Genomic DNA, 26,419 nt, shown 5'->3' with positions numbered 1-26,419 from the left:
TTACAAATAATACTTGTAATAAGTAAATATTTTGTTGGGTAAAAGGGACTTAAGCCCTTTATATGGCGTGTTTTTTGCTAAAAATAGTAATAGTTTATATTTAATTAAAAAGTAAATTATATGAGTTCATTACGAAATCGCGTTCAATTAATTGGACGAGCAGGCCAAAATGCTGAAATTATTGTGTTCGGGACAGAAAAAAAACGAGCTACTTTTTCTATTGCAATTAATGAGTTTTATTACAATGATAAGGGCGAAAAGATAGAAAATGTGCAATGGCATAATGTGGTAGCGTGGGGGAAATTAGCTGATATTGCAGAAAAATATGTTTTAAAAGGCAAAGAAGTTGCTATAGAAGGAAAGTTGGTGAATCGCTCATATGAAGATAAAGAAAGTAAGAAAAAATATATTACAGAGATTGTCGTTTCAGAGTTATTATTCTAGGAAGTCGCTGTAAATCATACGGGAAGAAAGAGATTGTTTTGCTATAGAAATAATCTCTTTTTTTGTAAAAAGACTTACCTTGCTAAAGATTAATTTAAAAAGAATAATCTTTTGAGTCATATATTAGTAATAGAAGACGATATCCGTGTTGCTGAATTGCTGCAACGTAGCTTGCAAGATCAAAATTTTACTGTAGATCTTGCCTATGATGGCTATATGGGCAAGAAATTAGCACTACAAAAAAAATATCATTTAATTATTACGGATGTAATATTGCCCAAAATTAACGGGATTGATTTGTGTAAAGACCTCAAACGCACCTTACCTAATACACCTATTATCATGTTGACCGCTTTGGGAACCACCGATGATAAAGTCGAAGGCTTTGATGCGGGTGCGGATGATTATCTAGTAAAACCTTTTGAATTACGAGAGCTTTATGTGCGTATTCGCGCTTTATTAAAGCGTTTTGAAAATAGTTCTGAACGCAGTATCCATATCCTGAAATATGCAGATTTGGAGATTGATTTGAACCTCAAAAAATTTAAACGCGCAGGGCAAGAAATACACCTGACTCCTAAAGAATTCAACCTGATGCAATTCATGATGGAAAATCCAGAACGCGTGTTGTCGCGAACAGAAATCTCAGAAAAGGTTTGGGATACCCATTTTGATACAGGAACGAACTTTATAGATGTATATATCAATTATCTGAGAAAGAAGATTGAACTTGATGTCAACAATAAATTAATCCATACCAAATCTGGGATGGGGTTTATATTGAAACAGAATGAGAATTAAAACGCGACTTACCCTACTGTTTACGTTGTTAGTGGCTTCTATCTTATTGGTATTTGCCAGTGTGATTTATTGGTCTTCAGCAAAGAATAGAGAAGTTGAGTTTTATGAAGAATTAGAAAAAGAGGCCATCACAAAAGCCAAACTCTTTTTAGAAGCACAAGTTAAACCGACTACTTTGCACAAGATTTATCTGAATAATAGCGAAATCATAAATGAAGTAGAAGTAGCGGTTTACGACTGGGATTTTAATTTGTTGTATCACGATGCAGAGGAAATTGACCGCGTAAAAGAAACCAAAGAAATGATACATACAATCATTGAAAAAGGGAGCTTACATTATACACAAGAAGATTGGCAAGTAATTGGTATGAAATATGCCTTTGGTGACCAAAAGTTTATCATTACTGCAACTGCCTACGATGAATATGGATATACCAAATTGCAAAACCTTTTTGTAACGATCCTCGTATTAGTTGTGATTTCTCTTTTAGTCATCTATTTTGTAGGCTTATTTTTTGCTGATAAAGTATTGTTGCCTATTAAAAAGATGAATGATGAAGTAAATCAAATAACCGCTACTAATTTAGATTTGCGAATCAGTAGCGAAAAAAATAAAGATGAGTTAGGTGCTTTAGCCAATACGTTTAATGAAATGCTTGATCGCTTAGAAAATTCCTTTGATTCCCAAAAACAATTCGTTTCTAATATATCTCATGAATTGAGAACTCCCTTGGCTGCTATTATTGCTGAATTGGAATTAGCATTGAATAAAGAACAAAACCAAGCGTATTATATTCAGACCATTAAAAATGCTTTAAGTGACTCACAAAAAATTGTGCGTTTATCTAATAGTTTATTAGACTTCGCTAAGGCAAGTTATGATCCAACTGAAATTGTTTTTAAATCTATTCGCGTAGATGAGGTAATTTTAGATGCTTGTCAAAAGTTGCAAAAGATGGATTCCTCCTATAAATTCAATTTTATCATTGATGAATCTGTAGTAAATGAAGAAATGCTAATCGTCAATGCGAATCCCTATTTACTTGAAGTAGCCATGGTTAATTTATTGGAAAATGCCTGTAAATTTTCTGCAAATAAGGCGTGTGCTATTCAAGTGCTATATGAAGATTATCGCCTGCTCATTCAAGTCATAGATAAGGGAATTGGTATAGCAGAAGAAGATTTAGACTCTATCTTTGTTCCTTTTTATCGTGGTAAAAATCAAAATTACAAAGAAGGAAATGGCATTGGATTGCCTTTGACCAATAAAATTATCAAACTACATAAAGGCACATTAAAAGTAGCCTCTAAAGTAGGAGAAGGAACTACTTTTACGATTCAATTATAAATAAAAAAGCACTTACTGAAATGGTAAGTGCTTTTTTGTTCTAATAGAATTCTAATTTTTTTCTAAAGACTTTCTAATAACCTTTAGCTCTTGTAACGCCTAATTTTGCCTTATCAAAATAAAATAAAACATGGACACGGAACCCGTTTTAGGTAAAGAATATTAAAGGTCTTGCGAATTGTTTATAACAGCGTTTGTATTCAACAAGTAGGAATGAAAATTTGAGTTATGGCAATTACAGTATTTATTTTCAGATTATTACTTGCTTTTGTTTTAGGCGCATTGATTGGCGCTGAGCGTCAAGTAAGACAAAAAAGTGCGGGCTTGAGAACCAATACTTTGGTTTGTATTGGCGCAGCAGGTTTTGTATTGATGGCTTATCACATTGGTGGAACGGCTGTTGGTAGAGTTGCTTCATATGTAGTTAGTGGAATCGGATTTTTGGGTGCGGGGGTGATTATGAAAGACGGGTTTAGCATCAGAGGTTTAAATACAGCAGCTACTATTTGGTGTTCCGCCTCCGTGGGTTCTATGAGTGGCGTAGGTTTATGGAAAGAGGCAATTGTAATGACTGTTTTAATTGTTTCTGCCCATTTGTTACTACGTCCCATAGGAAATTTAATGAATAAGTTGTCTTTTGATACAGAAAGCGATTCAGCAGAAGTACATTACGAGATTATTATTGGATGCAAAGAAGCCGTTGAAAACGACATTCGAATTATGGTACTCAAACAGTTGAAAGCACAAAAGGAGCTTCAAATGCGTTCTTTAAAGAGTTCTGATGGTGGAAATCCGGCCTTTTCTTATCTCAAGTTTGAACTGTATTGCATTGGGCATAAAGACGATATTTTAGAGCAAATTACGCAAAAGGTATCGCTAGAATTTGGTGTTTCTGAAGTTTCATGGGAGTTGACAACGTACTAATTTTAAAAGGAAAATGAGATGAAAACAATAAAGTACGAACACAGCAGTTTACGAAAAATGGCACAAGATTTTCAGGGCTTAGATCAAATGATAAAAATGCTCCCGGTATTAAAGAAAATGCCAGTAATTGATGTAAGCGAAGCTTTATCATTAATGGAAACCAAAGAATTATTCGTTATTCTAAGTGAATTTCCTCTAGAACATCAAGCAGAAATCTTTGCCGCATTTCCTTTAGTGAAGCAATTGTCTATTTTTCAACATGTGAGTATGAAACGCTTCTCTAAGTTATTTGAACTCATGCCTTCTGAGGATCGAGCAGATCTATTTCAAATTCTAACCCAACAAGAACAAATCGATTTACTTCCTTTTTTGACCAAACCCATTCGCGAAAATGTATTGGCTTTGAGTTCGTATCCTGAGGATACAGCAGGAGGAATTATGAGTACGGATTTTGCAACGGTATCTAAAGATATGTCTTGTTTTGAAGCTATTTACAAGGTGCGACAAGATGCCCCTTCAAAGAAAACCATTTATTATATCTATGTGGTGAATGAAGATCAAACCCTAGTTGGGTTTATTACCTTGAAGGATTTAATTATTGCAGAACCGCATCAATTGGTAGAAGAGGAATTGCACCGGGATTTTGTTTTCGGCTATTTGGATGAAGAAAGTGAAAGTGTAGCGGCAAAAATTGACAAATATGAATTGGTTGCTTTACCCATACTCAATCGAAAAAAACAATTGGTAGGTATTGTAACGCATGACGATGCTTTAGATATTATTCAAGCAGAATATACTGAAGATATGGAGAAATTTATGGGAATTATGGGAAGTAGTGAAGATGTTGATTACACCCATACTTCTATCTTCGATCACTTTAAAAAAAGAATTTTTTGGCTAGTAACCTTGGCAATTGTTGGATTAATTTCAGGATTAATCATTCACAATTTTGAAGGTGCGCTTGCCCAGATGGTTATTCTTGCCCTTTATATGCCTTTGGTGGCAGATTCGGGTGGAAATGCAGGGAGTCAATCAGCAACTGTAGTAGTTCGAGCAATGGCTCTAGGTCAAATCACAGTTAAATCGTGGGTGAGTGTGTTGTGGAAAGAAATGAGAATTGCCTTACTGTTGGCTTTGTGTTTAGGTATACTTGCCTTTGGGAAAGTTGTCTTATTCAGCTGGGAAACTGAAGCTCCCGAAACTTTTACCTTGTATTCAATAGGATTAGTTATTGCATTTGCGCTGTTTTTACAAGTTGTTTTATCAACTGTAATAGGAGCTGCTTTACCCCTTATTGTCAAAAAATCGGGTGGAGATCCTGCCGTAGTGGCAAGCCCTGCTATTCGAACCATTGTAAATATTTTAGGCTTGTTGATTTATTTTAGTTTGGCAGTCTATTTATTTGATTTGCAATAAGGTAGAATTGAATAGTACGAGTGATGGTAATAAAATTAAAAAAATAAAAAGAGCAACTTTTTTTTTTAATGAGTGAAGGTGTGAAGAATAAGATATGTGTTTTTTATTGTTAAATAACAGTAATGTTTTATTTTTAGAATAAAAATTATAGAGTAAAATCCCGTAATTTAAGAAAAATAATAGTAAGTAAAATTTAAAGACAATCCTAATGGTAAATAAAGTACAAATAGCAGGAGTTTTGAGCTTGAGTATCTTATTGAGTTTTTGCTCTGAAAAAAAGGAACAGACCAATGATATGGCCCAATATCAAGTGAATAATCACGTGATTTCTTTGACAGAAAGTTCAAACCTAAAAAGTAAAATAAAGGTGGCAGAAGTAGAAGAACAAGATTTTACTTTTGATTTGGTCACGGCGGGTTTAGTTAAAGCAATCCCCAATCAGTATGCGGAAATTGGCTCTCCCTTTTCAGGAAGAATTATTAAAACCTTTATTAAATTGGGGCAAAAAGTGGCGGTAAATCAGCCTTTGTTTGAAGTTTCTTCTCCCGATTATTTTGAAGCGCAAAAGGATTATTTTGATTCTAAACAAGAATACAAACAAGCCACTTTAAATTTAAAAAGACAAGGAGATTTATTAGAAAATGGGGTGGGAATTCGTCAAGAATACGAAGAAGCTGAAACAGAAAATTCGATGGCTAAAGCTGCTTTTGACAATGCAACAGCCGCTATCAAAATATACAATGTTCAACCTTCCTCTCTCGTTTTAGGACAACCGCTGATTGTGCGCTCGCCGATTGAAGGTGAAGTGCTTGAGAACAATATTGTTTTAGGACAATACATCAACGATGATGCGGATCCAGTAGTGAAAATCGCCGCATTGAACAAGATTTGGATTGTTGGTAAAGTAAAAGAAAAGGATATTCAACACTTGACCAAACTAAACAAAGTTCAGATTGAACTCTCTGCATATCCCAATGAACCTATTAGTGGTACTATTTATCACGTTAATGAGATTGTAGATGAAGAAACCCGAAGCATAGATGTTTTAATTGAAGCAGATAACAACAAGCGTATTTTAAAACCCGGAATGTACGTGAATGTGCGCTTTATTGATCAACCCGAAAGAGTGATTTTAGTACCTTCAAGAGCGGTATTACAAGGAGAAGACGATTCCTTTGTTTTTGTGGAAGTAGCACCACACGCTTATAGCCGTAAAAATGTTATGATTGGAGGCGTTTCAGGTAGTCATACCGTTATTTTATCAGGCTTAGAAAAAGGAGATAAAATAGTAAGTGAAGGAGGTATTTATTTACCTCAATTGTAGCAATCCAATAAAACAGTAGATAATGAAAAAAAATATAATAGATACAGCTATACACAAAAGATGGCTTATGGTTGCTTTGTTTAGCTTACTGTGTGTATTTGGGTATTATTCCTGGAAACAATTATCAATAGAAGCCTATCCAGATATTGCGGATACAACCTCACAAGTAGTCACTCAAGTACCAGGTCTAGCAGCAGAAGAAATGGAGTTGCAAATAACGATTCCCATTGAACGTGCTTTAAATGGTATGCCCGGCATGCACGTAATGCGTAGCAACAGTACCTTTGGACTTTCTATGATTACGATTGTTTTTGAAGATGGGGTGGATGATTATTTTGCCCGTCAACGCATTCAAGAACGGCTAAACGGGGTTGAACTTCCTTACGAAGCCGTACCTGAACTTGACCCATTAACTTCTCCAATTGGAGAGGTATACCGATACATTATTGAAGGAGATGGTTATAGTTTACGCGAATTAACGGATATTCAAAATTTTATTATTATTCCAAAACTAAATCAAGTTTCGGGAGTAGCTGAGGTAACTAATTTTGGAGGGATTACCACTCAATTTCAGATCGAATTAGATCCTCATAAATTAGAACAATATGATTTATCCTTAAGTGATGTAACCGAAACCATTGAAGAAAATAATGTAAATTCAGGAGGAAGCGTCTTAACGCGTGGAGATTTAGGTTATGTTATACGAGGAATAGGACTTGTTAAAGATTTAGAAGATTTAGGGAAAATTGTCGTTAAGGCAGAAAATGGCATTCCTGTTTTTATACGAGATTTAGGGCGTTTAAAATATGGAAATGTTGAACGTAAAGGCGTTTTAGGCTATTCAGATCAAGAACGCAATTACTCCGATAGTATTGAGGGAATTGTCCTGTTATTAAAAGGCGAAAATCCTTCCGTTGTATTAGAAAAAATTCATCAATATGTAGATGAATTGAATAGTGAATTACTGCCAGAAGGCGTTAAAATTCATACATTTTTAGATCGTACAGAATTAGTAGATACTACGTTACATACGGTATCGACGACTTTAATTGAAGGAATTAGTTTGGTTATTATTGTGCTAATTGTTTTCTTAGGTAGTTGGAGAGGGGCTTTGCTAGTAGCGATTACAATCCCTATATCGCTGTTATTTGCTTTTATTTTAATGTATTTTACAGATATACCAGCCAACTTATTGTCCTTAGGAGCCATTGACTTTGGTATTATTGTAGATGGAGCTATTGTAATGATGGAATCCATCCTCAAGAAGCGAGAAGATAATCCCAAAGAGGAATTGAAAGAACAATCCATCGCGCAACGCACAAAAGAAGTTGCCAAACCAGTATTCTTTGCTACAGTTATCATTATTACAGCTTATCTACCTCTTTTTGCTTTTGAACGTGTAGAGAAAAAACTATTTACACCTATGGCTTTCACGGTTGGATTTGCCTTACTTGGGGCTCTTTTGGTGGCTCTGTTCTTGATTCCTGGATTGGCCTATGCCGTATATAAAAAACCAAGAAAAATATACCACAATAAATGGTTAGAAAAATTGACAAGGCACTATCATAAGCGCATTGAAAAGATTATGAAAAAGCCGAAACAAGTTTTCTTGCCACTTGCCCTCATATTAGCTATAACGATTGGACTGACAAACCACGTAGGGAAAGACTTTTTACCACCTTTAGATGAAGGGTCAATTTGGTTACAAGTGACTTTGCCTCCGGGTATTTCTTTGGAAAAATCAAAAGAGATGAGCGATACACTTCGAGCAAGAACCATGAAATATGAGGAAGTGACTTATATGATGGTTCAGGCGGGAAGAAATGATGACGGTACAGATCCTTTTACGCCTTCTCACTTTGAGTGTTCCATCGGAATTAAACCCTATAAGGAATGGCCTAGAGGGAAAACAAAAGATGATTTAATTGAAGAATTAGCCGCTGAATATGAATCTTTACCCGGATTTACAGTGGGATTTGCACAACCGATGATTGACGGTGTGATGGATAAAATTTCTGGTGCACATAGTGAATTAGTGGTGAAAGTATATGGAGAGGATTTTCATGAAACCAGACGTATAGCCAATGAGGTTTTAGGTACACTAAAAACGGTAGAGGGAGCCGTAGATTTAGCCATTGATCAGGAACCGCCTTTACCTCAACTACAAATTCATGCCAATAGAGATAAAATTGCGCAGTATGGCTTAAATGTTTCAGATGTAGCTGAATTAATTGAAGTTGCAATTGGAGGAAAAGCAATTTCTCAAATATTTATTGGCAATAAAGTATATGATATCAGTGCACGTTATACGGAAGAAAGTAGAAATACACCTGAGAAAATAGCAAACCTCATGTTAACCTCTAGCACAGGAGCTAAAATCCCACTTTCGCAAGTAGCCGATGTAAAAACCAGTACAGGAGAAAGTACCATTACCCGAGAAATGAACCGACGTCATTTAACTGTAAAATTGAATGTTCGTAATCGCGATTTAGGTTCTCTCTTAAAAGAAGCACAACAAAAAATTGAAGAGAATATTACTTATGATCACAATAGATTCCACATCGAGTGGGGGGGACAGTTTGAAAATCAACACCGTGCGTATAACCGTCTAGCTATTATTGTTCCACTTACGTTGTGCTTGATGTTTGTTTTATTATACGGTGCCTTCGGTCAATTCCGACAAGCAGGTTTATTGATGGTTGTGGTTCCTTTAGCACTATTCGGAGGTATGCTAGCTTTAAACGTCAGAGGAATGTCCTTAAATGTATCTTCAGCCGTTGGATTTATTGCCCTATTTGGGGTAGCCATACAGAATGGAGTAATTATGATTTCTCATATCAATGAATTAAGGAAAAAAGGACATGCTTTATTAGAAGCAGTATTAGTTGGAGCGGAACAGCGATTTAGACCTGTATTAATGACGGCCACTGTAGCAATCTTAGGTTTATTTCCTGCCTCTATGGCAACTGGAATTGGATCGGATGTTCAGCGTCCATTAGCAACGGTTATTGTCTATGGATTATTATTCGCTACCATTTTAACGCTTTTCGTATTACCTGCTTTATACTATTTAGTAGAGCGTAAATGGGGAAAAAACAGTGATTTTGTAAAAGTAGAAGAAACAGAAGAAAACTAGCCTTGAAATGAAGAGTCTAAAAATATATATAAGTGTAAGTGTTATTGCTATGATTTGTGGAAATGCTTTGTATGCTCAAGGGGGGCATACAGAGCCCACTGTAACTAAAAGTTCACTTACCTATAAGGAGTTTCTATCTAAGATGGTAGAAAATAACCTGAGTTATGCTGCTGAAAAATACAATATTAATATTGCAGAAGCAGAAGTGCAAGCAGCAAAAGCGTTTCCTGATCCCGAATTGAGTTTTGGATGGGCGGATAATCAGCAAAAACGATTGCAAATGGGCTATGGCTTTGAAGCAGAATTATCCTGGGATTTAGAACTAGGAGGAAAGCGGAAAGCTAGAAAAAACTTAGCGCATGATCAAAAAGTTTTGGCAGAACTAGAATTACAAGAGTTCTTCCATACCCTACGCGCAGAATCGACGGTTGCTTTTTTAGAAGCGATGCAAAATAAAATGCTATATGATATTCAGAAAGATTCGTATGAATCTATGCGACAAGTAGCTAAATCAGACAGCATTCGCTATTCTTTAGGACAGATTAGCAAAGTAGATGCGATCCAAAGTAAGTTAGAAGCTAAATCGATGTTGAATGATTTGCAAGATGCCGATGATACTTGGGAAAACAGTTTGATGGAAATTCGACACATCATCAGTACAAGAAGAAACGAAGTGGTGTATGAACCCGAAGGGGACTTTAGTCAATTTGTTCGCTTATTTTATTTGGACGATTTAATTGTTACAGCGCAAAATAATCGAGCAGATTATTTAGTTGCACAACAAAATAAGGTGGTTGCTGGAAGGCAAGTTGCCTTAGCTAGAGCAGAGCGCGTGGTGGATTTAGGATTAAATATGGGGGTTGAAAATAATTCTTTTGTCAAAAATGCTGTGGCACCTACCCCTGGAAATACGGTTGTAAAAGCAGGCATATCGGTTCCTTTAAAATTTTCAAATCGACGAGAGGCGGGTTTAAAAACAGCCTTATATGAAGAACGACAAGCAGAGTTGGAGTATGAGATGATTGAATTGGAATTAGAAAAAGAAATTGCTCAAGCGTATCGAAACTATTTGACCAAACAAAAACAAATACAACGCTTTGAAACGGGCATGCTGGAAGAAGCCAAACAAGTTTTTGAAGGAATAAAATACAGTTACCAACGAGGTGCAAGTAGTTTATTGGAAGTACTCGAAGCTCAACGTACGTATAATGAAACCCAACAAGCGTATGCCGAAACGTTGTTCGGTTATGCCGAATCATTGGTAGAGCTAGAAAAAGCAGTGGGTATTTGGGATATTGATTTTTAAGAAGCGCAATATGAAACACATTATATTCAGTATACTAGTATTAACTGGGCTTTCAATGAGAGCGCAGGACTTTAGTGAAGATCTAAAGGGAAGAACTTCGTTTAGTATAAAAGCAGGATGGCTACAATCAACCTTAAAAGGAGATGACGTAAATTATTTAGCCGTAGATGGTAAAGTAAATCAACGCGATCACTTTTTTGTAGGGGTGAGTGTAGACAATAGCCTAGGTAAATACTTCGGACTAAAACACGAGCTGTATTACCAAAATTATGGAGCAGATTTCAAACGGGAAGGAGAGGATCACATCTTCAATGCAACTTTAGAAATGCACAGTCTGCGTCTAAATCCTATTAGTCCTACTTTTCAACTAGGGGGATTACAAGTTTATGCAGGGCCGTATATCAATATGTTGCTGTATTCTTCGATTACTGCGGTAGATGAAGAGGGGAAAACCTATAAAAATCACGGTATTTTTGGTTCAACAGAAGATGATCAGGAAGATAGTAAGTATTTACAAAAAATGGATTATGGAATAACTGCAGGTATAGAGTATCAGTTTAAATTTGGTTTAATCCTAGGGGCACAATATACCAGAGGATTTGCGTCCATTTTTGATAACTCCAATACGTTTGGTGTAGAAGAAAATACAGGAGCTACTGACTTTAAAATCTACAATCAAAATATAGGTATTTATCTAGGATATCGTTTTTAGAAAAAGAATTGAATTGCTTATGAAAGAGAAACAAGGGACTGAAATATACAGTCCCTTGTTTTTATTTAATCAATTGATTTATAGGTTCCTTTTAATGACCCACCACCGGAACAGTAGTAAGATAAAAGACTTCTATCTCCTTCATTTTCCGTATCGATAGTTAACGCTTCATGCTCTATGAAAAAGTTTACTTTGATATCCTGTAGAAGGGCTTGATACACGTTTTCTTTTACTTTAGTAGCTTCAGTTTCTAAGGAACAAGTAGGTTTTTTAATATCTTCTCTAGAAGTTACATGAATCATTACTTTATCCTCTTTTAGACTTTTAATGTTGATTTTTACCCAATCTTCTCCCTTTTCTCTATTAGCATATCCTTCCGAAGCGAAATTGCGGTTGATGGATTCTTCTTTTACTACATTCGTTTCTTGAGGCGTTTCAGTTGGAGCAGGTGTAGGTGCTTCATTGGCATTCTGCTTACAGCTAGTGAAGAAATAACCTGAAAGTAAGAAGGTTGCTAAGACAAAGATTTTTGTTTTCATCGTTTGTGTATTTTTAAATTTGTGAAAGAACAGCAAAAATAAATTAGAGTAGAATCTGTTTAACTTCTGATAATTTTTGGATGGATTTAAAATTCTCGTGAATAATAGGATGATCAATGTGTTCATGTAACCAAGTAGTATGAAAAGGTACATGCACCGCATACCCTCCTAATTCTAAGACAGGCAATACATCCGAGCGCAAAGAATTACCAATCATAATAAACTCATTCGGTTGAACATCTAAGCGTTTTAGCAATTTTTCATAATCGATTTTTTCTTTGTCAGTCATTACTTCAATATGATGAAAATAAGGACCCAAACCCGATTTGTGTAGTTTGCGATGCTGATCTTTTAAATCGCCTTTTGTGGCAACAACCAATCGATATTTTGTTTGTAATTCTTGGAGAATATTCTCTACATCGTCAATCAGTTCAACAGGTTTTGTCAGCAGTACTTTTCCTATTTGGATGATTTTATCAATAATTTTTACATTTAAGGTTCCTTTGGATATGATTTCAGCTGCTTCAATCATAGAAAGCGTAAAACCTTTAATGCCATAGCCATAAAGCGGAAGATTATCTACTTGAGTTTTAAAAAGAATTTGTGAAATACTTTGATGAGTTAAGTAGTCTTCCATCAATATACAAAATTGTTGTTCAGCTTCTTTAAAATAAGGTTCATTTATCCAAAGCGTATCGTCTGCATCAAATGCAACAACTTTAATCTTATTCATGTTGTGTGGTTAGAATGAGCCTAAAGATAAGGAAAGATTTGTGCTTGTTGAAGGGTTTTAATCTAAATTTCGAAACGATAAACAGCAATAATTAATACATATCTTTGCGTATTCTACTCAAGCTTACTTGAGTAATACCTAAATAAGAGGCGATATACTTGAGTGGTACCCGTTGAATAAGGGTCGGGTTATTCGTTATTAAATCTTTATAACGCTCCGTAGCGGAAAGCAAATCCCTTGTGATGATGCGTTTTTCTACGCGAAGCAATTCTTTTTCAGCTAATTTTCTTCCGAAATTAGCAATGTGGATATCCGTTAAGTAGTAGCGACTAAGTTCATTGAAATTCACTTGATAAAGTTCACAATCCACAAGCAATTCAATGTTTTCATAACTTCTTTGATTTTCTACATAGTTTTTCATGGATAAAATCGTACTGCCTTCTTCACCAAACCAAAAGGTAATTTCTCCTTCTTCATGCGTTGAAAAAGCGCGAACTACACCCTGTTTGATAAAGTAAATACTGTGTTCTATCCGGTCTGCTTGAAGCAAAATCTCACCCTTAGGTAAGTGCAACTCACTACATAAATCTTTTAACGCACTAAGCGAAGGTTCTGGTAGGGGATAAATAGCAGTGAGAATTTGTTCAATATTCATGATATAGGAGAGACGTTTAACTTGCTCAAGAGAGTACAAAGATAAGTTATTCCGAGGAAAAGGTGAAGCAGAGGTTAAAACTAACTAAATAATCTATTTTGAACTAAAAGGAAGAATTATAGATATTTAATACTTAGATAATATGAAATTAATTCAAATAGACTTTATTTGTCAAAATGAAATTTTTAGGAGGTCTAATATGCTAACAAACTTTAAGACAGAAGGTGTTTTCTATGTTGAAGGACTTTAATAGCTTTGTTAGAACCTATTAATTACTAAAATAACACCCAAAAAATAAGTAAAATGAATTTTAAGTCAACGATTATTACAGCAATAAGCTGCTTGTTTTCATTCGCGATTTTCGCCAGTGAAAAATTAGAAAAACCAAAATTGGTTGTTGGTCTTGTTGTTGATCAAATGCGATGGGATTACTTATATCGTTATGCGGATCGATATAGTGACAATGGATTTAAACGTTTGTTGAATGAAGGTTTCTCAAGTGAAAATACACTGATAGACTATGTTCCAACCTATACTGCAATTGGACATAGTACAATTTATACAGGAAGTGTCCCAGCCATTCACGGTATAGCAGGGAATGATTTCATCATCCAAGCAACTGGACAAAATATGTATTGTACTCAAGATGATAGTGTACAGGCAGTTGGTGGAGAAGGGAAAGTTGGGCAACAATCGCCGAAAAATTTATTGGTATCTACCGTTACCGATCAATTAAAACTCGCTACGAATTTTCAATCAAAAGTAATTGGAATTGCCATAAAAGATAGAGGTGGAATTTTGCCTGCAGGTCATTTCGCCAATGCGGCTTATTGGTTGGATGGGAGTACAGGAGATTGGATTACGAGTACATTTTATATGAAGGAATTACCGAAATGGGTAAAAGGATTCAACAAAGAGAAATGGGTTGATAAATATTACAAACAAGGTTGGAATACCTTATACCCACTAAATACGTATGCGTTGAGTACAGCGGATGACAATCTATATGAAGAGACGTTTAAAGGTGAGAAAGCACCAACTTTTCCTCGTGATTTAGTAAAGTTAAAGAAAGAAAATGGATACGAATTAATTAAGAGCATACCCCAAGGAAATACTTTAACGCTTGATTTTGCTAAACGCGCGATTGAAAGTGAAAAATTGGGAAATAATCCACTGAATGTTACGGATTTCTTAGCAATTAGTTTATCCTCAACCGATTATGTTGGTCATCAATTTGCTGTTAATTCAATCGAAATAGAAGATACCTATTTGCGTTTAGATCGCGATATTGCGGATTTCTTGACTTATTTAGATGAAACTATTGGAAAAGGCAATTACACGTTGTTCTTAAGTGCAGACCACGGAGCAGCGCACAATCCGAAGTTCTTTGCTGATCAAAAAGGAAATTCAGGCTATTTTGAAACCAAAACAATTCGCAAAGATTTAAATGAACAATTGGCGAGTAAATTTGGAACAGCAGATCTTGTGAGAAGTTTGGCCAATTATCAAGTTCACTTTAATTATGACGCCATTGCAGCTAATAACTTAGATGAAGATGCAATTATAGCTGCCACAATTAAAATGGTCAAAAAAGTTGAAGGTGTAGCTTTTGTCGTGGATATGAAGAATGCAGCTGGAGCAGCAGTACCTAAAATACTAAGAGAGCGCATTGTAAATGGATACAACTACAAACGAAGTGGAGCCATTCAAATTATACTAGAACCACAGTGGTTTAGTGGAAGTAAGGATGGAAAGGGAACGACACATGGAAGCTGGAACTCCTATGATGCTCATATTCCTGCGGTATTCATGGGATGGGGAGTTAAACCTGGAAAAATTACCCGTCAAACCCATATGACGGATATTGCACCAACCCTTGCGCAAATCCTAAAAATAGAATTTCCAAATGGCAATATTGGAACACCAATTCAAGAAGCTATTCAAGAATAAGAAAATAGAGACGTCTTTAGTGAAAAACTAAAGGCGTTTTCTTTTTTATCCATACGTTATTTTTGCTTGTAAAATGAGAATTATGTTTAGCTTTGGGCATACAAAATTTTCTATTTATGAAAAAAAGATACTTGTTGTTTGGTTTTATATTCTCAATGAGTGGAGTACTACACGCTCAATATAAAACGCTTACAAAAACAGATGCCCATGGATTTAGCTATGAATATGTAGAAAACGATCCGGCTAAGGCTAGAATTTATACGTTAAACAACGGTTTAAAGGTTTATTTAGCACAAAATCACGATGAACCTAGAATTCAAACGTACATTCCTGTGCGTACGGGTTCTAACAATGATCCAGAAGATAGTACGGGATTAGCGCACTATTTAGAACATATGTTATTCAAAGGGACATCTAAATTAGGAACGGTTAATTGGGAAGTCGAACAAGCGTTAATCAAAAAGATTTCTGACTTGTATGAGCAACATAAAAATGAAACAAATCCAGAGAAGAAAAAGGCAATTTATAAAAGGATTGATGAAATTTCTAAGGAAGCGTCTCAGTATGCAGTAGCTAATGAATATGATAAATCCGTAGCTTCTATTGGAGCATCTGGTACAAATGCACATACGTGGTTTGAGGAAACGGTATATAAAAACGTAATTCCATCCAATGAATTAGAAAAATTCTTAATCATTGAGAAAGAGCGTTTTTCACAATTAGTATTGCGTTTATTCCATACGGAATTAGAAGCTGTTTATGAAGAGTTTAACCGTGGTCAGGATAACGATTATTGGGCATCACATGAAAAAATGATGGCTTTGTTGTTTCCAACAACACACTACGGAACACAAACGACTATTGGTACTTCAGAACATCTGAAAAATCCTTCTATGGTGGCGATTCACAATTATTTCGACCAATATTATGTACCAAATAATATTGCCGTTGTTTTAGTTGGAGATATTCAGTTTGATGAGACGATTCAGTTGGTGAACCAATATTTTGGGGCAATGCAAAAAGGAACTCAACCGAAAGAATATGTAGCGGTTGAACAACCTATCCAAGGAATTAAAGTAGGAGAGGTTTTCAGTCCACAAGCAGAACGCGTAGAAATGGGCTTTCGTTTAGGGGGAGCTAAAACATCGGATGCTTTGTATGTTGCTATGATTGATATGCTATTGAGCAATGGTCAAGCAGGTTTGATTGATTTAGATATCAATCAAAAGCAAAGAGCACTTTATGCGGGTAGTTCACCCATGATTATGAAAGATTATTCTGTACACCAATTAACAGGTATGCCAAACGAAGGGCAAACTTTGGATGAGGTGAGAGATATCTTACTAGAGCAAATCGACAAAATCAAAAAAGGAGAATTTGACGAGTGGTTATTGCAAGCAGTTATCAATGAATTGAGAAAGAATTCAATGAAAGCCTTGGAAGATAACGATGCTATGGCAACGGAAATGTATCAGACCTTTATTCAAGGTAGATCATGGGAAGAAGCTGTAAGTGAAATTGACCGCATGGAAAAAATCACCAAGGCAGATATCATTCGCTTTGCCAATGAACATTACAAAGATAACTATGCAATTATTTACAAACGTCAAGGAGAAAATAAAGACTTAGTTCGCGTTGAAAATCCTGGAATTACGCCTATTGATTTAAATAGAGATAGCGAATCAGAATTTTATAAAGCCTTAAATAAAGTTGCAGTAAAAGATATTCAACCTGAATTTGTTGATTTTACAAAAGCTTTAAAAAGAGAGCAAATCGGTAAAATCAAAACTACTTTATATAGTATTGATAACGTAACAAATGATTTAGCAACTGTAACGTATCTTACACCTATAGGGTCAGATCACGATAAAAAACTGAGCTTAGCTTTAGGTTATTTAGATTATATCGGAACAAATACATATTTTGCAGCGGATATTCGCAAAGAGTTTTACAAATTGGGTATTGACTATTCTTTGAATACAGGAACGGATAAATCGTATATCACTATTTCTGGATTAAAAGAAAATATACCTGCAGGTATTAAATTATTGGAGCATTTATTAAAGGATGCTAAAGCAGATCAAGAAGCATACGATAATTTGGTAGACCAAATTTTGAAGTCTCGCTTTGATGCTAAAACAAGCAAAGGTGGAATTCAACGTGCCTTAAATAGCTACATTGTATCTGGAAATCAATTGAGTAGATTTAAAGATATTTTGAGTGAAGCGGAATTGAAAGCGATTAAACCAACGGAATTAGTAGGTTTATTACATACTTTCTTTGACTATAATCAAGAAGCATTTTACTATGGAAATGATATAGCTAAAGTGAAAAAAGCAATTGTAGCCGATCACAATTTAGGAAAAGGTAAAGCGGTTCCAGTTAAGAAAGAGTATGCTGAACCAGCAACAGATGGAACGGTTTACTTTGCGCCCTATGATATGGTACAAGCTGAGATTTCTTACCGCGGTAGAGAATCGAAATTCAATAAAGATTTATTAGCAACATCAAGTGTATTTAACAGCTACTTTGGAGGAGGAATGGCTTCTGTTGTTTTCCAAGAAATTAGAGAGTCTAAATCATTGGCGTATTCCGCGTATGCGTATTATGCAAATGCAGGTAAATTAGATAAATACAACTACGTAATGGCTTATGTTGGAACGCAAGCTAATAAATTGCCACAAGCGGTTGATGCCATGATGGAATTAATGAATGATATGCCGCAAGCTCAAAATCAGTTTGAGAATGCGAAGAATTCAGCTTTGAAAAACATCGCAACCCAACGCTATACGAAAGCGCAAATTTTCTATTACTGGTTGTCTTTACAAGAAAGAGGGATTAACTACGATATCAACAAAGACATTTACAAGCAAACGCAAGAAATGAAAATGACGGATTTAGTTCACTTCTTTAACCAATATGTAAAAGGAAAAACATTCAATGTTGGTTTATTAGGTAAAAAAGAAAACTTAGATTGGGAAGCCGTTAAAAAATTCGGTACCATCAAAGAATTAACTTTAGAAGATTTATTCGGGTATTAATCGAATGAAAATAAATAAAAAAAAGCGATAACTAAATCAGTTATCGCTTTTTTTATGTGGATAAAAAGGAGGAAAGCACCTATTTATTCCCTTCGTTATAGGGGTATTTTATTCATCAATATTGGACAAATATTCTAAAGCTTTTTTAATCGATTTCACCTGTTCAAAAGACAACATCAAACGCAGTCCGTTTTTTGTTTCTTTTTCCCTCATTTTGCACAAATGCGAACTTTGTTGAACAAAAGTTAGGACTTGTCTGAACTTTGGAGAGGTATAGAAACCGGATGTTTGATCCCCAATAAAATAACAAACCATTTTCCCTTGTTTTAAGAAGACTTTTTCAATGCCTAGGTTTGTAGCATGCCATTTGATACGCAAACTGTCTAAAAGGGCAATAGCCTGCCTTGGAAGTGGTCCAAAGCGATCAATCAGTCGCTGTTCGTAGGCTTTCAAAGCAACTTCCGTCGTGATTGTACTTAATTCATTATATAAATTCAAGCGCTCTGTGATATTATTGACATATTCATCAGGGAATAAAATCTCAAAATCCGTATCGATTTGACAATCGCGAACAAAGACTCTATTTTCTTCTTTTGTGTCTTCGGTATAAAGCTCTTTAAACTCGTTTTCTTTCAATTCCTCGATAGCCTCTTGCATGATTTTTTGGTAGGTATCAAAACCAATTTCATTGATGAAACCGCTTTGTTCCCCACCTAGAATATCACCAGCCCCTCGAATTTCTAAGTCTTTCATTGCAATGTTAAAGCCACTGCCTAAATCGCTAAATTGCTCTAAAGCCTGTATTCGCTTGCGGGCTTCGTCTGTCATAGCCGAATAAGGCGGGCAGATAAAATAACAGAATGCTTTTTTATTACTTCGGCCTACACGACCACGCATTTGGTGTAAATCAGACAAGCCAAAATTATTGGCGTTGTTAATTAGAATCGTATTGGCATTCGGTACGTCCAAACCACTTTCAATAATGGTGGTAGCTACAAGCACATCAAATTCACCATCCATAAAAGCTAACATCAACTCTTCCAGTTTTTTTCCTTCCATTTGTCCATGGCCAACACCAACCTTAGCATCTGGTACAAGTCGTTGAATCATCCCAGCAACTTCACGAATATTTTCAATGCGATTGTTGACGAAATACACCTGTCCACCGCGTTCAATCTCATAAGCAACCGCATCGCGAATGATTTCTTCATTAAATCCTACCACATTGGTTTCAATAGGATAGCGATTTGGTGGAGGAGTGGTGATAACTGACAAATCGCGAGCAGCCATCAATGAAAATTGAAGGGTTCTAGGAATTGGCGTTGCAGTTAGGGTCAACGTATCTACATTCTCAGAAAGTATTTTTAATTTATCTTTTACAGCAACACCAAATTTCTGTTCTTCATCGATAATTAATAGGCCTAAGTCTTTGAATACAAAATTTTTATTGACTAATTGATGTGTTCCAATAAGGATATCTATTTGACCCGATTCTAAATCTTTTATAATTTCATTTTTTTGCTTCGTTGTTCTAAAGCGATTGATGTAGCTCACACGAACGGGCATGTCTTTCAAACGTTCAGTAAAGGTTTTAAAATGTTGAAAGGCCAAGATGGTCGTAGGTACAAGAATGGCTACTTGTTTGCCATTGTCAACCATTTTAAAAGCAGCACGTATGGCTACCTCTGTTTTTCCAAAACCAACATCACCACAAACCAAGCGATCCATAGGACGATCGAGTTCCATATCTGCTTTTACCTCTTGAGTTGCTTTTAATTGATCGGGTGTATCTTCATAAATAAAGGAGCTTTCGAGCTCATGCTGTAAATAGCTATCTGGTGCACATGGAAAACCTTTTTGAGTTCGTCTCTTGGCGTACAGTTGAATCAAGTTGAACGCAATGTGCTTGACACGCGCTTTGGTTTTTGATTTTAAATTTTTCCACGCCGAAGAACCTAACTTATGAATTTTGGGTATTGCCCCATCTTTGCCTGTGTATTTGGCAATTTTGTGCAAAGCGTGAATGCTTACATAGACAATATCATTATCGGCATACACCAGCTTAATGGCTTCTTGGGTTTTTCCTTCGACCTGAATTTTTTGTAATCCACCGAATTTTCCAATCCCGTGGTCAATATGCGTTACATAATCTCCAACTCCTAATGAATTAATCTCTTTGAGGGTGATGGTTTGCTTTTTGGTATACCCATTTTTTAGTGTGAACTTGTGGTAACGTTCAAAAATTTGGTGATCGGTATAACAAGCAATTTGTTTTTCATCATCAATAAAACCTTCGTAAATAGGTAGCACAAGTGTTTGATATTGTTGTACGACTTGCTGCTTATTTTCATCGCGCATCGCATCGAAAATCTCCTTAAAACGACGCGCTTGATTTTCATTTGCACAAAAAAGATAGTTGGTATACCCGTTGTCTGAATTGTCATTTAAATTGCGAACTAATAAATCAAACTGTTTGTTAAATGACGGTTGAGGTTTTGTGTGAAACACATACTGCTTGGTAGGAGTAATATGTTTGGTTTCAGTTAGTTCAATGAAGTTAAAAAGCGGTATTTGATGTAAAAAATCAGTACCGTTTAAAAACATTTCACTAGGATTGGAATATTTAAGTTCCTTGTTTAATTTTTCAAAAATAGTACGTGCTTTATCAAAATTGTGATTCAATTGATCCACAATAAATGCCGTATTTTGAGCAAGAATCACCGTTTTTTCTGGAATGTAGGCTAAAAAACTCTCTCTTGTTTCTGCTGTAAATTTATTTTCTACATTCGGAATAATCGTGATTTTTTTTTGCTTGTCCACTGATAATTGGGTTTCTACATCAAAAGTTCGAATGCTGTCTATTTCATCCCCAAAAAATTCAAGTCTGTAGGGCTGGTCATTGGAAAAAGAGAAAACATCTATAATACCACCTCGTACAGAAAATTCACCGGGTTCAGCCACAAAATCAACGCGTTTGAAGTTGTATTCAAAGAGAGTCTCATTGACAAAATCAATAGATAGTTGATCGCCAACCTGTACTTTTAGGGTGTTTTTTTCTAATACCTTTTTAGTGACCACTTTCTCAAAAATGGCTTCCGCATAGGAAATGATAATTGCTGGTTTTTTTCGAGAACTAATTCGATTTAAAACCTCTGCACGCAAGAGTACATTTGCATTGTCTGTTTCTTCTATTTGATAAGGACGGCGATAAGAGCCTGGATAAAATAGCACATCTTGTTTGTTGATAAAGTGCTCTAAATCATTGAGGTAATAAGCCGCTTCTTCCTTGTCATTAAAAACGAGTAAGAAAGGAAGTTCAGTTTGTCGGAATAGACTTTCCATTTGAAAGGATAAGGCTGATCCAATAAGACCTTTGAAAAGTATAGGTTGTCTACTATTTAATAAATCGTGTACAACCTTGTGCGTTTGTACAGCCTCATTAAAATGCTTCTTTATTTCCATAAATTATTCTTCTTCTTCGGGATTAGCTCTTCGCATTTCGTTTCTAAATTCCTGCATATCTTCCAACATGGTATCTTCTCCCTCTTCTTTGACATAATTTTGACGGACAAGATTTTCTTCCATCATTCGAACGATATCATCTAAACTAAGTTGAATATTGTTTAACCATTTGTCGACTTGCTTTATATCTACAGGGTCTAAATCAATAAACATTTCTAGATTTTGAAAAGAAGTAAGCAAGGTAGAATACCTCGCTTTGATATCAGGTGTATCTAATTGGATTGGATAGCCTTGATAGGTTAGATTTTGTGCAACTTCAGTTAGGGTAGTTGCTTTTTTTTGAAAAGCACCAATTGTCGATACTGGACGCAACTTTAATTCATTCATAAGTGTCGTCCATGCTTTCCATTCTTCTAAAATAGGAGCTAATTCTTTGGATGGTTTAGGAATCTTAAATTTCCATTCTTTCATTAAATGGGTAAATACACTATCGTTGTATTGTTGAATTTTTGTTTGTTCTATTTGACTTTGGTCAATTTCCTTTTTACAAGACGTAAGACTCAAACCAACTACTAGGAGTAGAATCATCCAAATGTTTTTCATATGCTTGAATTTCAAAGCCCAAATTTACGAATGTTATTGAATTTATTTGAGTTGCTTTGCGATAAACCATAGCGAATTTCAATTCATTTTTGGGTCAAGGCGCCACTATTTTATTTATTCTGTTTTAGAATTGTCCATTTTTACGTTGATTTATTGTCTGGCAACGGCTATATTTGTGCAACTAAATACAAAATTAATGGGAACCAAAATATTAATTATTGGAGCATGTGGGCAAATTGGCTCAGAGCTTACATTAAAGTTGCGTAATATCTATGGTAATGAGAATGTTATAGCTTCAGATATTAGAGAGGGAAATGAAGCTTTAATGAGCTCAGGACCTTTTGAAATCGTCAATGCAATGGAGTTCGACGCCGTGGCTCATGTAATTGAAAAATACCAAGTAGAAGAGGTTTATTTAATGGCTGCTTTGCTTTCTGCTACGGCAGAAAAAAATCCTGCTTTTGCATGGGAGTTGAATATGAATTCGTTATTTCACGTTTTAAACTTAGCCAAAGAAGGAAAAATTAAAAAAATATTTTGGCCTTCTTCTATTGCTGTATTTGGTCCAACTACCCCTAGAGAAAATACACCTCAATATACCGTTATGGAACCAAGTACCGTATATGGTATTTCAAAACAAACGGGCGAACGTTGGTGCGAATATTATTTTAATAAATACGGTGTAGATGTACGCAGTATTCGTTATCCAGGGTTAATTTCTTGGACAACTCCTCCAGGTGGTGGAACGACAGATTATGCGGTGGATATTTTCTATAAAGCGATTGAAGATAAGCACTATAACTGTTTTTTATCTGAAAAAACAGGCTTGCCAATGATGTATATGGATGATGCTTTAGATGCGACGGTAGGAATTATGCAAGCGCCAAAAGAAGCTGTAAAGATTCGCTCTTCGTATAACTTAGGAGGTATTTCATTTACACCAGAAGAAATTGCCGCAGAAATTACCAAGCATATTCCTGATTTTACAATCGAATATGAACCTGATTTCCGTCAAGCGATTGCGGATAGCTGGCCGGCAAGTATTGATGATAGCAGCGCACAGCAAGATTGGAATTGGAAACACCAATACGATTTATCTGCCATGACTGAAGTGATGCTTGAAAACCTAAGCAACGTTTTAAAGAAGTAAAAGCATCAGAATTTCTGATACTCGCTATAAATACGCGAATAAAAAATAAGAAAAACAGTAGTGAACCTTTGTTTGCTGCTGTTTTTTTTTGTGAGTAAAATAGCGAAAACGAATAGATAAGTACAGGTTCAATCGCTCTTTTTATTCCTTTTACTTTTTTCGCAACCTAGTGAAAACGAGATGGTAGAGCGATATAATGATAAAAACAAAACTTAGTAAAATTACAGCATTACTCACGGTGTTGTTGATTATATGAAAGGCTTTTAAAAGGAGACTCAGTGCAAAGAGAACTAATCCCAATCCCAATAGTTTGACTGTTTTATTCATTATATTACAGAATTTGATTACTACAAAGATACGTGTTATATTGATGGTATAAGGAGTTGGTATTGATATTCCTCATCGTGTTTTTTAAAAAAAAAGCTCCTTTTTTTAAGGATTACTAAGATTAGTTTAGCCGATGTTGTAAATTTATAAGACAAAAAATTAGTTTGATATGAAAAAGGAAGTAGAAAGTATTATAGAAAAAGCCGAAGTAGCTTATTCAAATTGGCGTACTGTCTCGATTGATACTCGCATCGCGTATCTCAAAAAAGTAAAAGATAAACTTTTGAGTAATAAAGAACGATACGGGATGATGATTACGCAGGATATGTATAAGCCAATTAGTCAATCGATAGCTGAAGTAGAAAAATGTGCAACACTGATTGATTATTATATCGAAGAAGGTAAAACTATCTTGGAAGGACGTCATATTCAAACCAAATGGTCAGAAACGTATATTGTACATGATCCTCTGGGGGTAATTCTGGGTGTTATGCCTTGGAATTTTCCTTTTTGGCAAGTATTTCGATTTGCAATTCCAACTTTGTTAGCCGGGAATACGGTGGTTTTAAAACACGCGAGTAATGTTCCATTATCTGCTCAGGCGTTGGCCTCTTGTTTTGATGTAGAGGGATTTGATACGGTCTATTTTAGTCTTTCTATTCCTGGAAAAGAAGTAGAAGAAGTCATTGAGCATCCCGCTATAAAAGGGGTTTCGCTCACAGGAAGTGAGCCTGCAGGGAGTGCAGTGGCTCAAAAAGCAGGTAGTTTAATTAAGCCCGTACTCTTAGAATTAGGAGGGAGCAATGCTTTTATTGTAACTCAGGATGTTAATCTAGATAAGGTTATCCCCCTTGCTTTATTGGCTCGTTTTCAAAATACAGGACAAAGTTGTATTGCTGCCAAACGATTTTTGGTTCATCATTCGATTAAAGAAGAATTTACGAGTCGTTTGGCAAAAGAAGCCAAAAAAATGAAGCAGGGCAATTTAATGGACTTGGATACTAGAATAGGGTTGATGGCTAGAGAAGATCTCGCAATTGAGCTAGAAACCGTATTAAACGAGTCCGTGCAGTTAGGTGCGCGTATTGTTTGTGGTGGAAAAAGAGATCAAAATTGGTTTGAGCCAACGGTATTAACGGATGTTACGAATCAAATGCCTGCTTTTACACAAGAAACATTTGGTCCCTTGGCAGTTGTTGTGGGGTTTGATGCGATGGAAGAAGCTGTTGCATTGAGTAATGATTCTCGTTTTGGATTAGGCGTTTCTATTTTTGGCAAAGACAAGGAGGAGTTAAAACAGTGGATACATCATTTTGATGACGGTGCCGTATTTATTAATGAAATGGTTATTTCTGATCCTCGTGTGCCTTTTGGTGGAACCAAATTTTCTGGAATCGGCAGAGAGATGTCTGAAGAAGGTTTACTTGCCTTCGTAAATAAAAAAACAGTTGTTATTAAATAAAGTATATTGGATCGTCTATGAATGAGTTAATACACACTTTTGTCACGTTTTGGACGGGAATTGCATTTGTGGATATCATTGAGTTTTTTGGTACGATTGCTTTTGCAATCTCAGGAATTCGATTGGCTTCTGCAAAAAGTGTTGATTGGTTTGGCGCCTTTGTGGTAGGGTTTGTTACTTCAACGGGTGGTGGTACACTTCGGGATTTGTTGTTAGGGGTTACTCCTTTCTGGATGCTAACCAGTGTCTATGTTTGGTGTACCGTCATTGCAATGATGCTTGTGATTATGTTTCCCCAAAAACTCATCCGCTTAAACAATACATTTCTTTGGTTTGATAGTATTGGATTGGGGTTGTTTGTGGTGGTTGGAGCAGAAAAAACACTGGCTCTAGGCTATCCGTTTTGGGTGGTCGTTATTATGGCTACGATTACAGGGGTAGTAGGCGGAATGATTCGCGATATCTTGATTAATGAAATCCCCGCCATTTTTAGACAAGAATGGTATGCCTTGGCTTGTATATTTGGCGTGTTTATTTACTATATCCTTGCAGCAATAGGGTTAGATTCAAAAATTGTTCAAGTTTCTACAGCGGCCTCTGTTTTTGTAATTCGTTTGATAGCAACTCGTTATCGCTTAGGATTGCCTACCCTTAAAGGAGAAAGCTGAAAAAAGTCAGTTTTTTTGCATAAAAGATTTGTAAAAAGCAGAAAACACACTATATTTGCAACGCAATAAAGGTAACACACCTTCCTCCTTAGCTCAGTTGGTTAGAGCATCTGACTGTTAATCAGAGGGTCCTTGGTTCGAGTCCAAGAGGGGGAGCAAAGCAAAAGCTTTACCGTGTAACCTTTAGGTAGGTATAAAATACCTTCCTCCTTAGCTCAGTTGGTTAGAGCATCTGACTGTTAATCAGAGGGTCCTTGGTTCGAGCCCAAGAGGGGGAGCAAAAAAGCCTTACAAGAAATCTTGTAAGGCTTTTTTTATGGTATTATAAGGCTCATTTAATCCTAGAACGAACTGTAGGTCAGAGGGGAAAGTTATGGACTACAAGAAAACATCTTTTGAGCGATTTCCCTGTTTTAAT

19 protein-coding genes and 2 tRNA genes are annotated in these 26,419 nt (G+C 35.7%); 16 read left to right on the top strand and 5 right to left on the bottom strand.

Annotation, left to right across the window (positions count from 1 at the left end; all coding sequences use genetic code 11):
* Nucleotides 1-120 precede the first annotated feature (120 nt).
* From ACMHJ2_RS16925 to ACMHJ2_RS16885, 9 genes are all read left to right on the top strand, one after another.
* Nucleotides 121-444: a single-stranded DNA-binding protein gene (locus tag ACMHJ2_RS16925; protein ID WP_413514038.1), complete on the top strand. Its 324-nt coding sequence runs from the start codon at nucleotides 121-123 to the stop codon at nucleotides 442-444.
* A 111-nt stretch (nucleotides 445-555) separates the two neighbouring features.
* A complete protein-coding gene (locus ACMHJ2_RS16920) occupies nucleotides 556-1,245 on the top strand; it encodes a response regulator transcription factor (RefSeq protein ID WP_413514037.1) in 690 nt (229 codons plus the stop codon).
* Nucleotides 1,235-2,593 carry an ATP-binding protein gene (locus ACMHJ2_RS16915; RefSeq protein WP_413514036.1) on the top strand — a complete coding sequence of 453 codons (1,359 nt, stop codon included), beginning with the start codon at nucleotides 1,235-1,237 and terminating at the stop codon, nucleotides 2,591-2,593. The genes ACMHJ2_RS16920 and ACMHJ2_RS16915 overlap by 11 nt, the downstream gene beginning before the upstream one ends.
* A 228-nt stretch (nucleotides 2,594-2,821) precedes the next feature.
* Nucleotides 2,822-3,517 (top strand): MgtC/SapB family protein, encoded by a 696-nt coding sequence (locus ACMHJ2_RS16910; protein WP_413514035.1) that lies wholly within the window; start codon nucleotides 2,822-2,824, stop codon nucleotides 3,515-3,517.
* 18 nt (nucleotides 3,518-3,535) lie between these two features.
* A complete protein-coding gene (gene mgtE / locus ACMHJ2_RS16905; protein ID WP_413514034.1) occupies nucleotides 3,536-4,933 on the top strand; it encodes a magnesium transporter in 1,398 nt (465 codons plus the stop codon).
* Between the two features lie 208 nt (nucleotides 4,934-5,141).
* Nucleotides 5,142-6,257, top strand: coding sequence for an efflux RND transporter periplasmic adaptor subunit (locus tag ACMHJ2_RS16900; RefSeq protein ID WP_413514033.1), 1,116 nt, complete (start codon nucleotides 5,142-5,144; stop codon nucleotides 6,255-6,257).
* Between the two features lie 22 nt (nucleotides 6,258-6,279).
* Nucleotides 6,280-9,393 carry an efflux RND transporter permease subunit gene (locus tag ACMHJ2_RS16895; protein ID WP_413514032.1) on the top strand — a complete coding sequence of 1,038 codons (3,114 nt, stop codon included), beginning with the start codon at nucleotides 6,280-6,282 and terminating at the stop codon, nucleotides 9,391-9,393.
* Nucleotides 9,394-9,400: 7 nt separating this feature from the next.
* A complete protein-coding gene (locus ACMHJ2_RS16890; protein WP_413514031.1) occupies nucleotides 9,401-10,699 on the top strand; it encodes a TolC family protein in 1,299 nt (432 codons plus the stop codon).
* 10 nt (nucleotides 10,700-10,709) lie between these two features.
* Entirely contained in the window at nucleotides 10,710-11,411 is a 702-nt protein-coding gene (locus ACMHJ2_RS16885) for an outer membrane beta-barrel protein (protein WP_413514030.1), read from the top strand.
* A gap of 65 nt (nucleotides 11,412-11,476) precedes the next feature.
* Here ACMHJ2_RS16885 and ACMHJ2_RS16880 read toward each other — a convergent pair whose 3' ends face one another.
* The 3 genes from ACMHJ2_RS16880 to ACMHJ2_RS16870 all read right to left on the bottom strand — a co-directional run bounded on the left by ACMHJ2_RS16880 (nucleotide 11,477) and on the right by ACMHJ2_RS16870 (nucleotide 13,338).
* Nucleotides 11,477-11,950, bottom strand: a complete 474-nt coding sequence (locus tag ACMHJ2_RS16880) for a hypothetical protein (RefSeq protein ID WP_413514029.1) — start codon at nucleotides 11,948-11,950, stop codon at nucleotides 11,477-11,479.
* A gap of 43 nt (nucleotides 11,951-11,993) precedes the next feature.
* A complete protein-coding gene (locus ACMHJ2_RS16875) occupies nucleotides 11,994-12,683 on the bottom strand; it encodes an HAD family hydrolase (RefSeq protein WP_413514028.1) in 690 nt (229 codons plus the stop codon).
* A 91-nt stretch (nucleotides 12,684-12,774) separates the two neighbouring features.
* Complete coding sequence (locus ACMHJ2_RS16870; protein WP_413514027.1) at nucleotides 12,775-13,338, bottom strand: Crp/Fnr family transcriptional regulator; 564 nt, start codon at nucleotides 13,336-13,338, stop codon at nucleotides 12,775-12,777.
* A gap of 303 nt (nucleotides 13,339-13,641) precedes the next feature.
* Between ACMHJ2_RS16870 and pafA the strand changes: the two genes are divergently transcribed.
* Nucleotides 13,642-15,288 carry an alkaline phosphatase PafA gene (gene pafA, locus ACMHJ2_RS16865; protein ID WP_413514026.1) on the top strand — a complete coding sequence of 549 codons (1,647 nt, stop codon included), beginning with the start codon at nucleotides 13,642-13,644 and terminating at the stop codon, nucleotides 15,286-15,288.
* Nucleotides 15,289-15,404: 116 nt separating this feature from the next.
* Nucleotides 15,405-18,329, top strand: coding sequence for a M16 family metallopeptidase (locus ACMHJ2_RS16860; protein WP_413514025.1), 2,925 nt, complete (start codon nucleotides 15,405-15,407; stop codon nucleotides 18,327-18,329).
* 108 nt (nucleotides 18,330-18,437) lie between these two features.
* Here ACMHJ2_RS16860 and mfd read toward each other — a convergent pair whose 3' ends face one another.
* Both mfd and ACMHJ2_RS16850 read right to left on the bottom strand, forming a co-directional pair.
* A complete protein-coding gene (gene mfd, locus ACMHJ2_RS16855; protein ID WP_413514024.1) occupies nucleotides 18,438-21,791 on the bottom strand; it encodes a transcription-repair coupling factor in 3,354 nt (1,117 codons plus the stop codon).
* Nucleotides 21,792-21,794: 3 nt separating this feature from the next.
* Nucleotides 21,795-22,394 carry a hypothetical protein gene (locus ACMHJ2_RS16850; RefSeq protein ID WP_413514023.1) on the bottom strand — a complete coding sequence of 200 codons (600 nt, stop codon included), beginning with the start codon at nucleotides 22,392-22,394 and terminating at the stop codon, nucleotides 21,795-21,797.
* A 196-nt stretch (nucleotides 22,395-22,590) separates the two neighbouring features.
* Between ACMHJ2_RS16850 and ACMHJ2_RS16845 the strand changes: the two genes are divergently transcribed.
* The 5 genes from ACMHJ2_RS16845 (at nucleotide 22,591) to ACMHJ2_RS16825 (ending at nucleotide 26,279) form a co-directional block, all read left to right on the top strand.
* On the top strand, nucleotides 22,591-23,544 hold the full coding sequence (locus ACMHJ2_RS16845; RefSeq protein ID WP_413514022.1) for an NAD-dependent epimerase/dehydratase family protein: 954 nt from the start codon (nucleotides 22,591-22,593) through the stop codon (nucleotides 23,542-23,544).
* Between the two features lie 496 nt (nucleotides 23,545-24,040).
* A complete protein-coding gene (locus tag ACMHJ2_RS16840; protein WP_413514021.1) occupies nucleotides 24,041-25,333 on the top strand; it encodes an aldehyde dehydrogenase family protein in 1,293 nt (430 codons plus the stop codon).
* 17 nt (nucleotides 25,334-25,350) lie between these two features.
* On the top strand, nucleotides 25,351-26,001 hold the full coding sequence (locus tag ACMHJ2_RS16835; RefSeq protein ID WP_413514020.1) for a trimeric intracellular cation channel family protein: 651 nt from the start codon (nucleotides 25,351-25,353) through the stop codon (nucleotides 25,999-26,001).
* Between the two features lie 82 nt (nucleotides 26,002-26,083).
* A tRNA-Asn gene (locus tag ACMHJ2_RS16830) sits at nucleotides 26,084-26,157 on the top strand.
* A gap of 48 nt (nucleotides 26,158-26,205) precedes the next feature.
* Nucleotides 26,206-26,279 (top strand) — tRNA-Asn (locus ACMHJ2_RS16825).
* The last annotated feature ends 140 nt before the right edge of the window (nucleotides 26,280-26,419 follow it).

It is taken from the genome of Myroides odoratus, from assembly GCF_965118575.1.
Classification (GTDB): Bacteria; Bacteroidota; Bacteroidia; order Flavobacteriales; family Flavobacteriaceae; genus Flavobacterium; species Flavobacterium odoratum_B.
This window is presented reverse-complemented; position numbering and strand designations above follow the sequence as displayed.

What these genes read in the sequence shown, in the direction of transcription:
- ACMHJ2_RS16925 (WP_413514038.1), top strand. Translation starts at nt 121, where the DNA reads ATGAGTTCATTACGAAATCGCGTTCAATTAATTGGACGAGCAGGCCAA.
- ACMHJ2_RS16915 (WP_413514036.1), top strand. Translation starts at nt 1,235, where the DNA reads ATGAGAATTAAAACGCGACTTACCCTACTGTTTACGTTGTTAGTGGCT.
- ACMHJ2_RS16910 (WP_413514035.1), top strand. Translation starts at nt 2,822, where the DNA reads ATGGCAATTACAGTATTTATTTTCAGATTATTACTTGCTTTTGTTTTA.
- mgtE (WP_413514034.1), top strand. Translation starts at nt 3,536, where the DNA reads ATGAAAACAATAAAGTACGAACACAGCAGTTTACGAAAAATGGCACAA.
- ACMHJ2_RS16900 (WP_413514033.1), top strand. Translation starts at nt 5,142, where the DNA reads ATGGTAAATAAAGTACAAATAGCAGGAGTTTTGAGCTTGAGTATCTTA.
- ACMHJ2_RS16895 (WP_413514032.1), top strand. Translation starts at nt 6,280, where the DNA reads ATGAAAAAAAATATAATAGATACAGCTATACACAAAAGATGGCTTATG.
- ACMHJ2_RS16890 (WP_413514031.1), top strand. Translation starts at nt 9,401, where the DNA reads ATGAAGAGTCTAAAAATATATATAAGTGTAAGTGTTATTGCTATGATT.
- ACMHJ2_RS16885 (WP_413514030.1), top strand. Translation starts at nt 10,710, where the DNA reads ATGAAACACATTATATTCAGTATACTAGTATTAACTGGGCTTTCAATG.
- ACMHJ2_RS16880 (WP_413514029.1), bottom strand. Translation starts at nt 11,950, where the DNA reads ATGAAAACAAAAATCTTTGTCTTAGCAACCTTCTTACTTTCAGGTTAT.
- ACMHJ2_RS16875 (WP_413514028.1), bottom strand. Translation starts at nt 12,683, where the DNA reads ATGAATAAGATTAAAGTTGTTGCATTTGATGCAGACGATACGCTTTGG.
- ACMHJ2_RS16870 (WP_413514027.1), bottom strand. Translation starts at nt 13,338, where the DNA reads ATGAATATTGAACAAATTCTCACTGCTATTTATCCCCTACCAGAACCT.
- pafA (WP_413514026.1), top strand. Translation starts at nt 13,642, where the DNA reads ATGAATTTTAAGTCAACGATTATTACAGCAATAAGCTGCTTGTTTTCA.
- ACMHJ2_RS16860 (WP_413514025.1), top strand. Translation starts at nt 15,405, where the DNA reads ATGAAAAAAAGATACTTGTTGTTTGGTTTTATATTCTCAATGAGTGGA.
- mfd (WP_413514024.1), bottom strand. Translation starts at nt 21,791, where the DNA reads ATGGAAATAAAGAAGCATTTTAATGAGGCTGTACAAACGCACAAGGTT.
- ACMHJ2_RS16850 (WP_413514023.1), bottom strand. Translation starts at nt 22,394, where the DNA reads ATGAAAAACATTTGGATGATTCTACTCCTAGTAGTTGGTTTGAGTCTT.
- ACMHJ2_RS16845 (WP_413514022.1), top strand. Translation starts at nt 22,591, where the DNA reads ATGGGAACCAAAATATTAATTATTGGAGCATGTGGGCAAATTGGCTCA.
- ACMHJ2_RS16840 (WP_413514021.1), top strand. Translation starts at nt 24,041, where the DNA reads ATGAAAAAGGAAGTAGAAAGTATTATAGAAAAAGCCGAAGTAGCTTAT.
- ACMHJ2_RS16835 (WP_413514020.1), top strand. Translation starts at nt 25,351, where the DNA reads ATGAATGAGTTAATACACACTTTTGTCACGTTTTGGACGGGAATTGCA.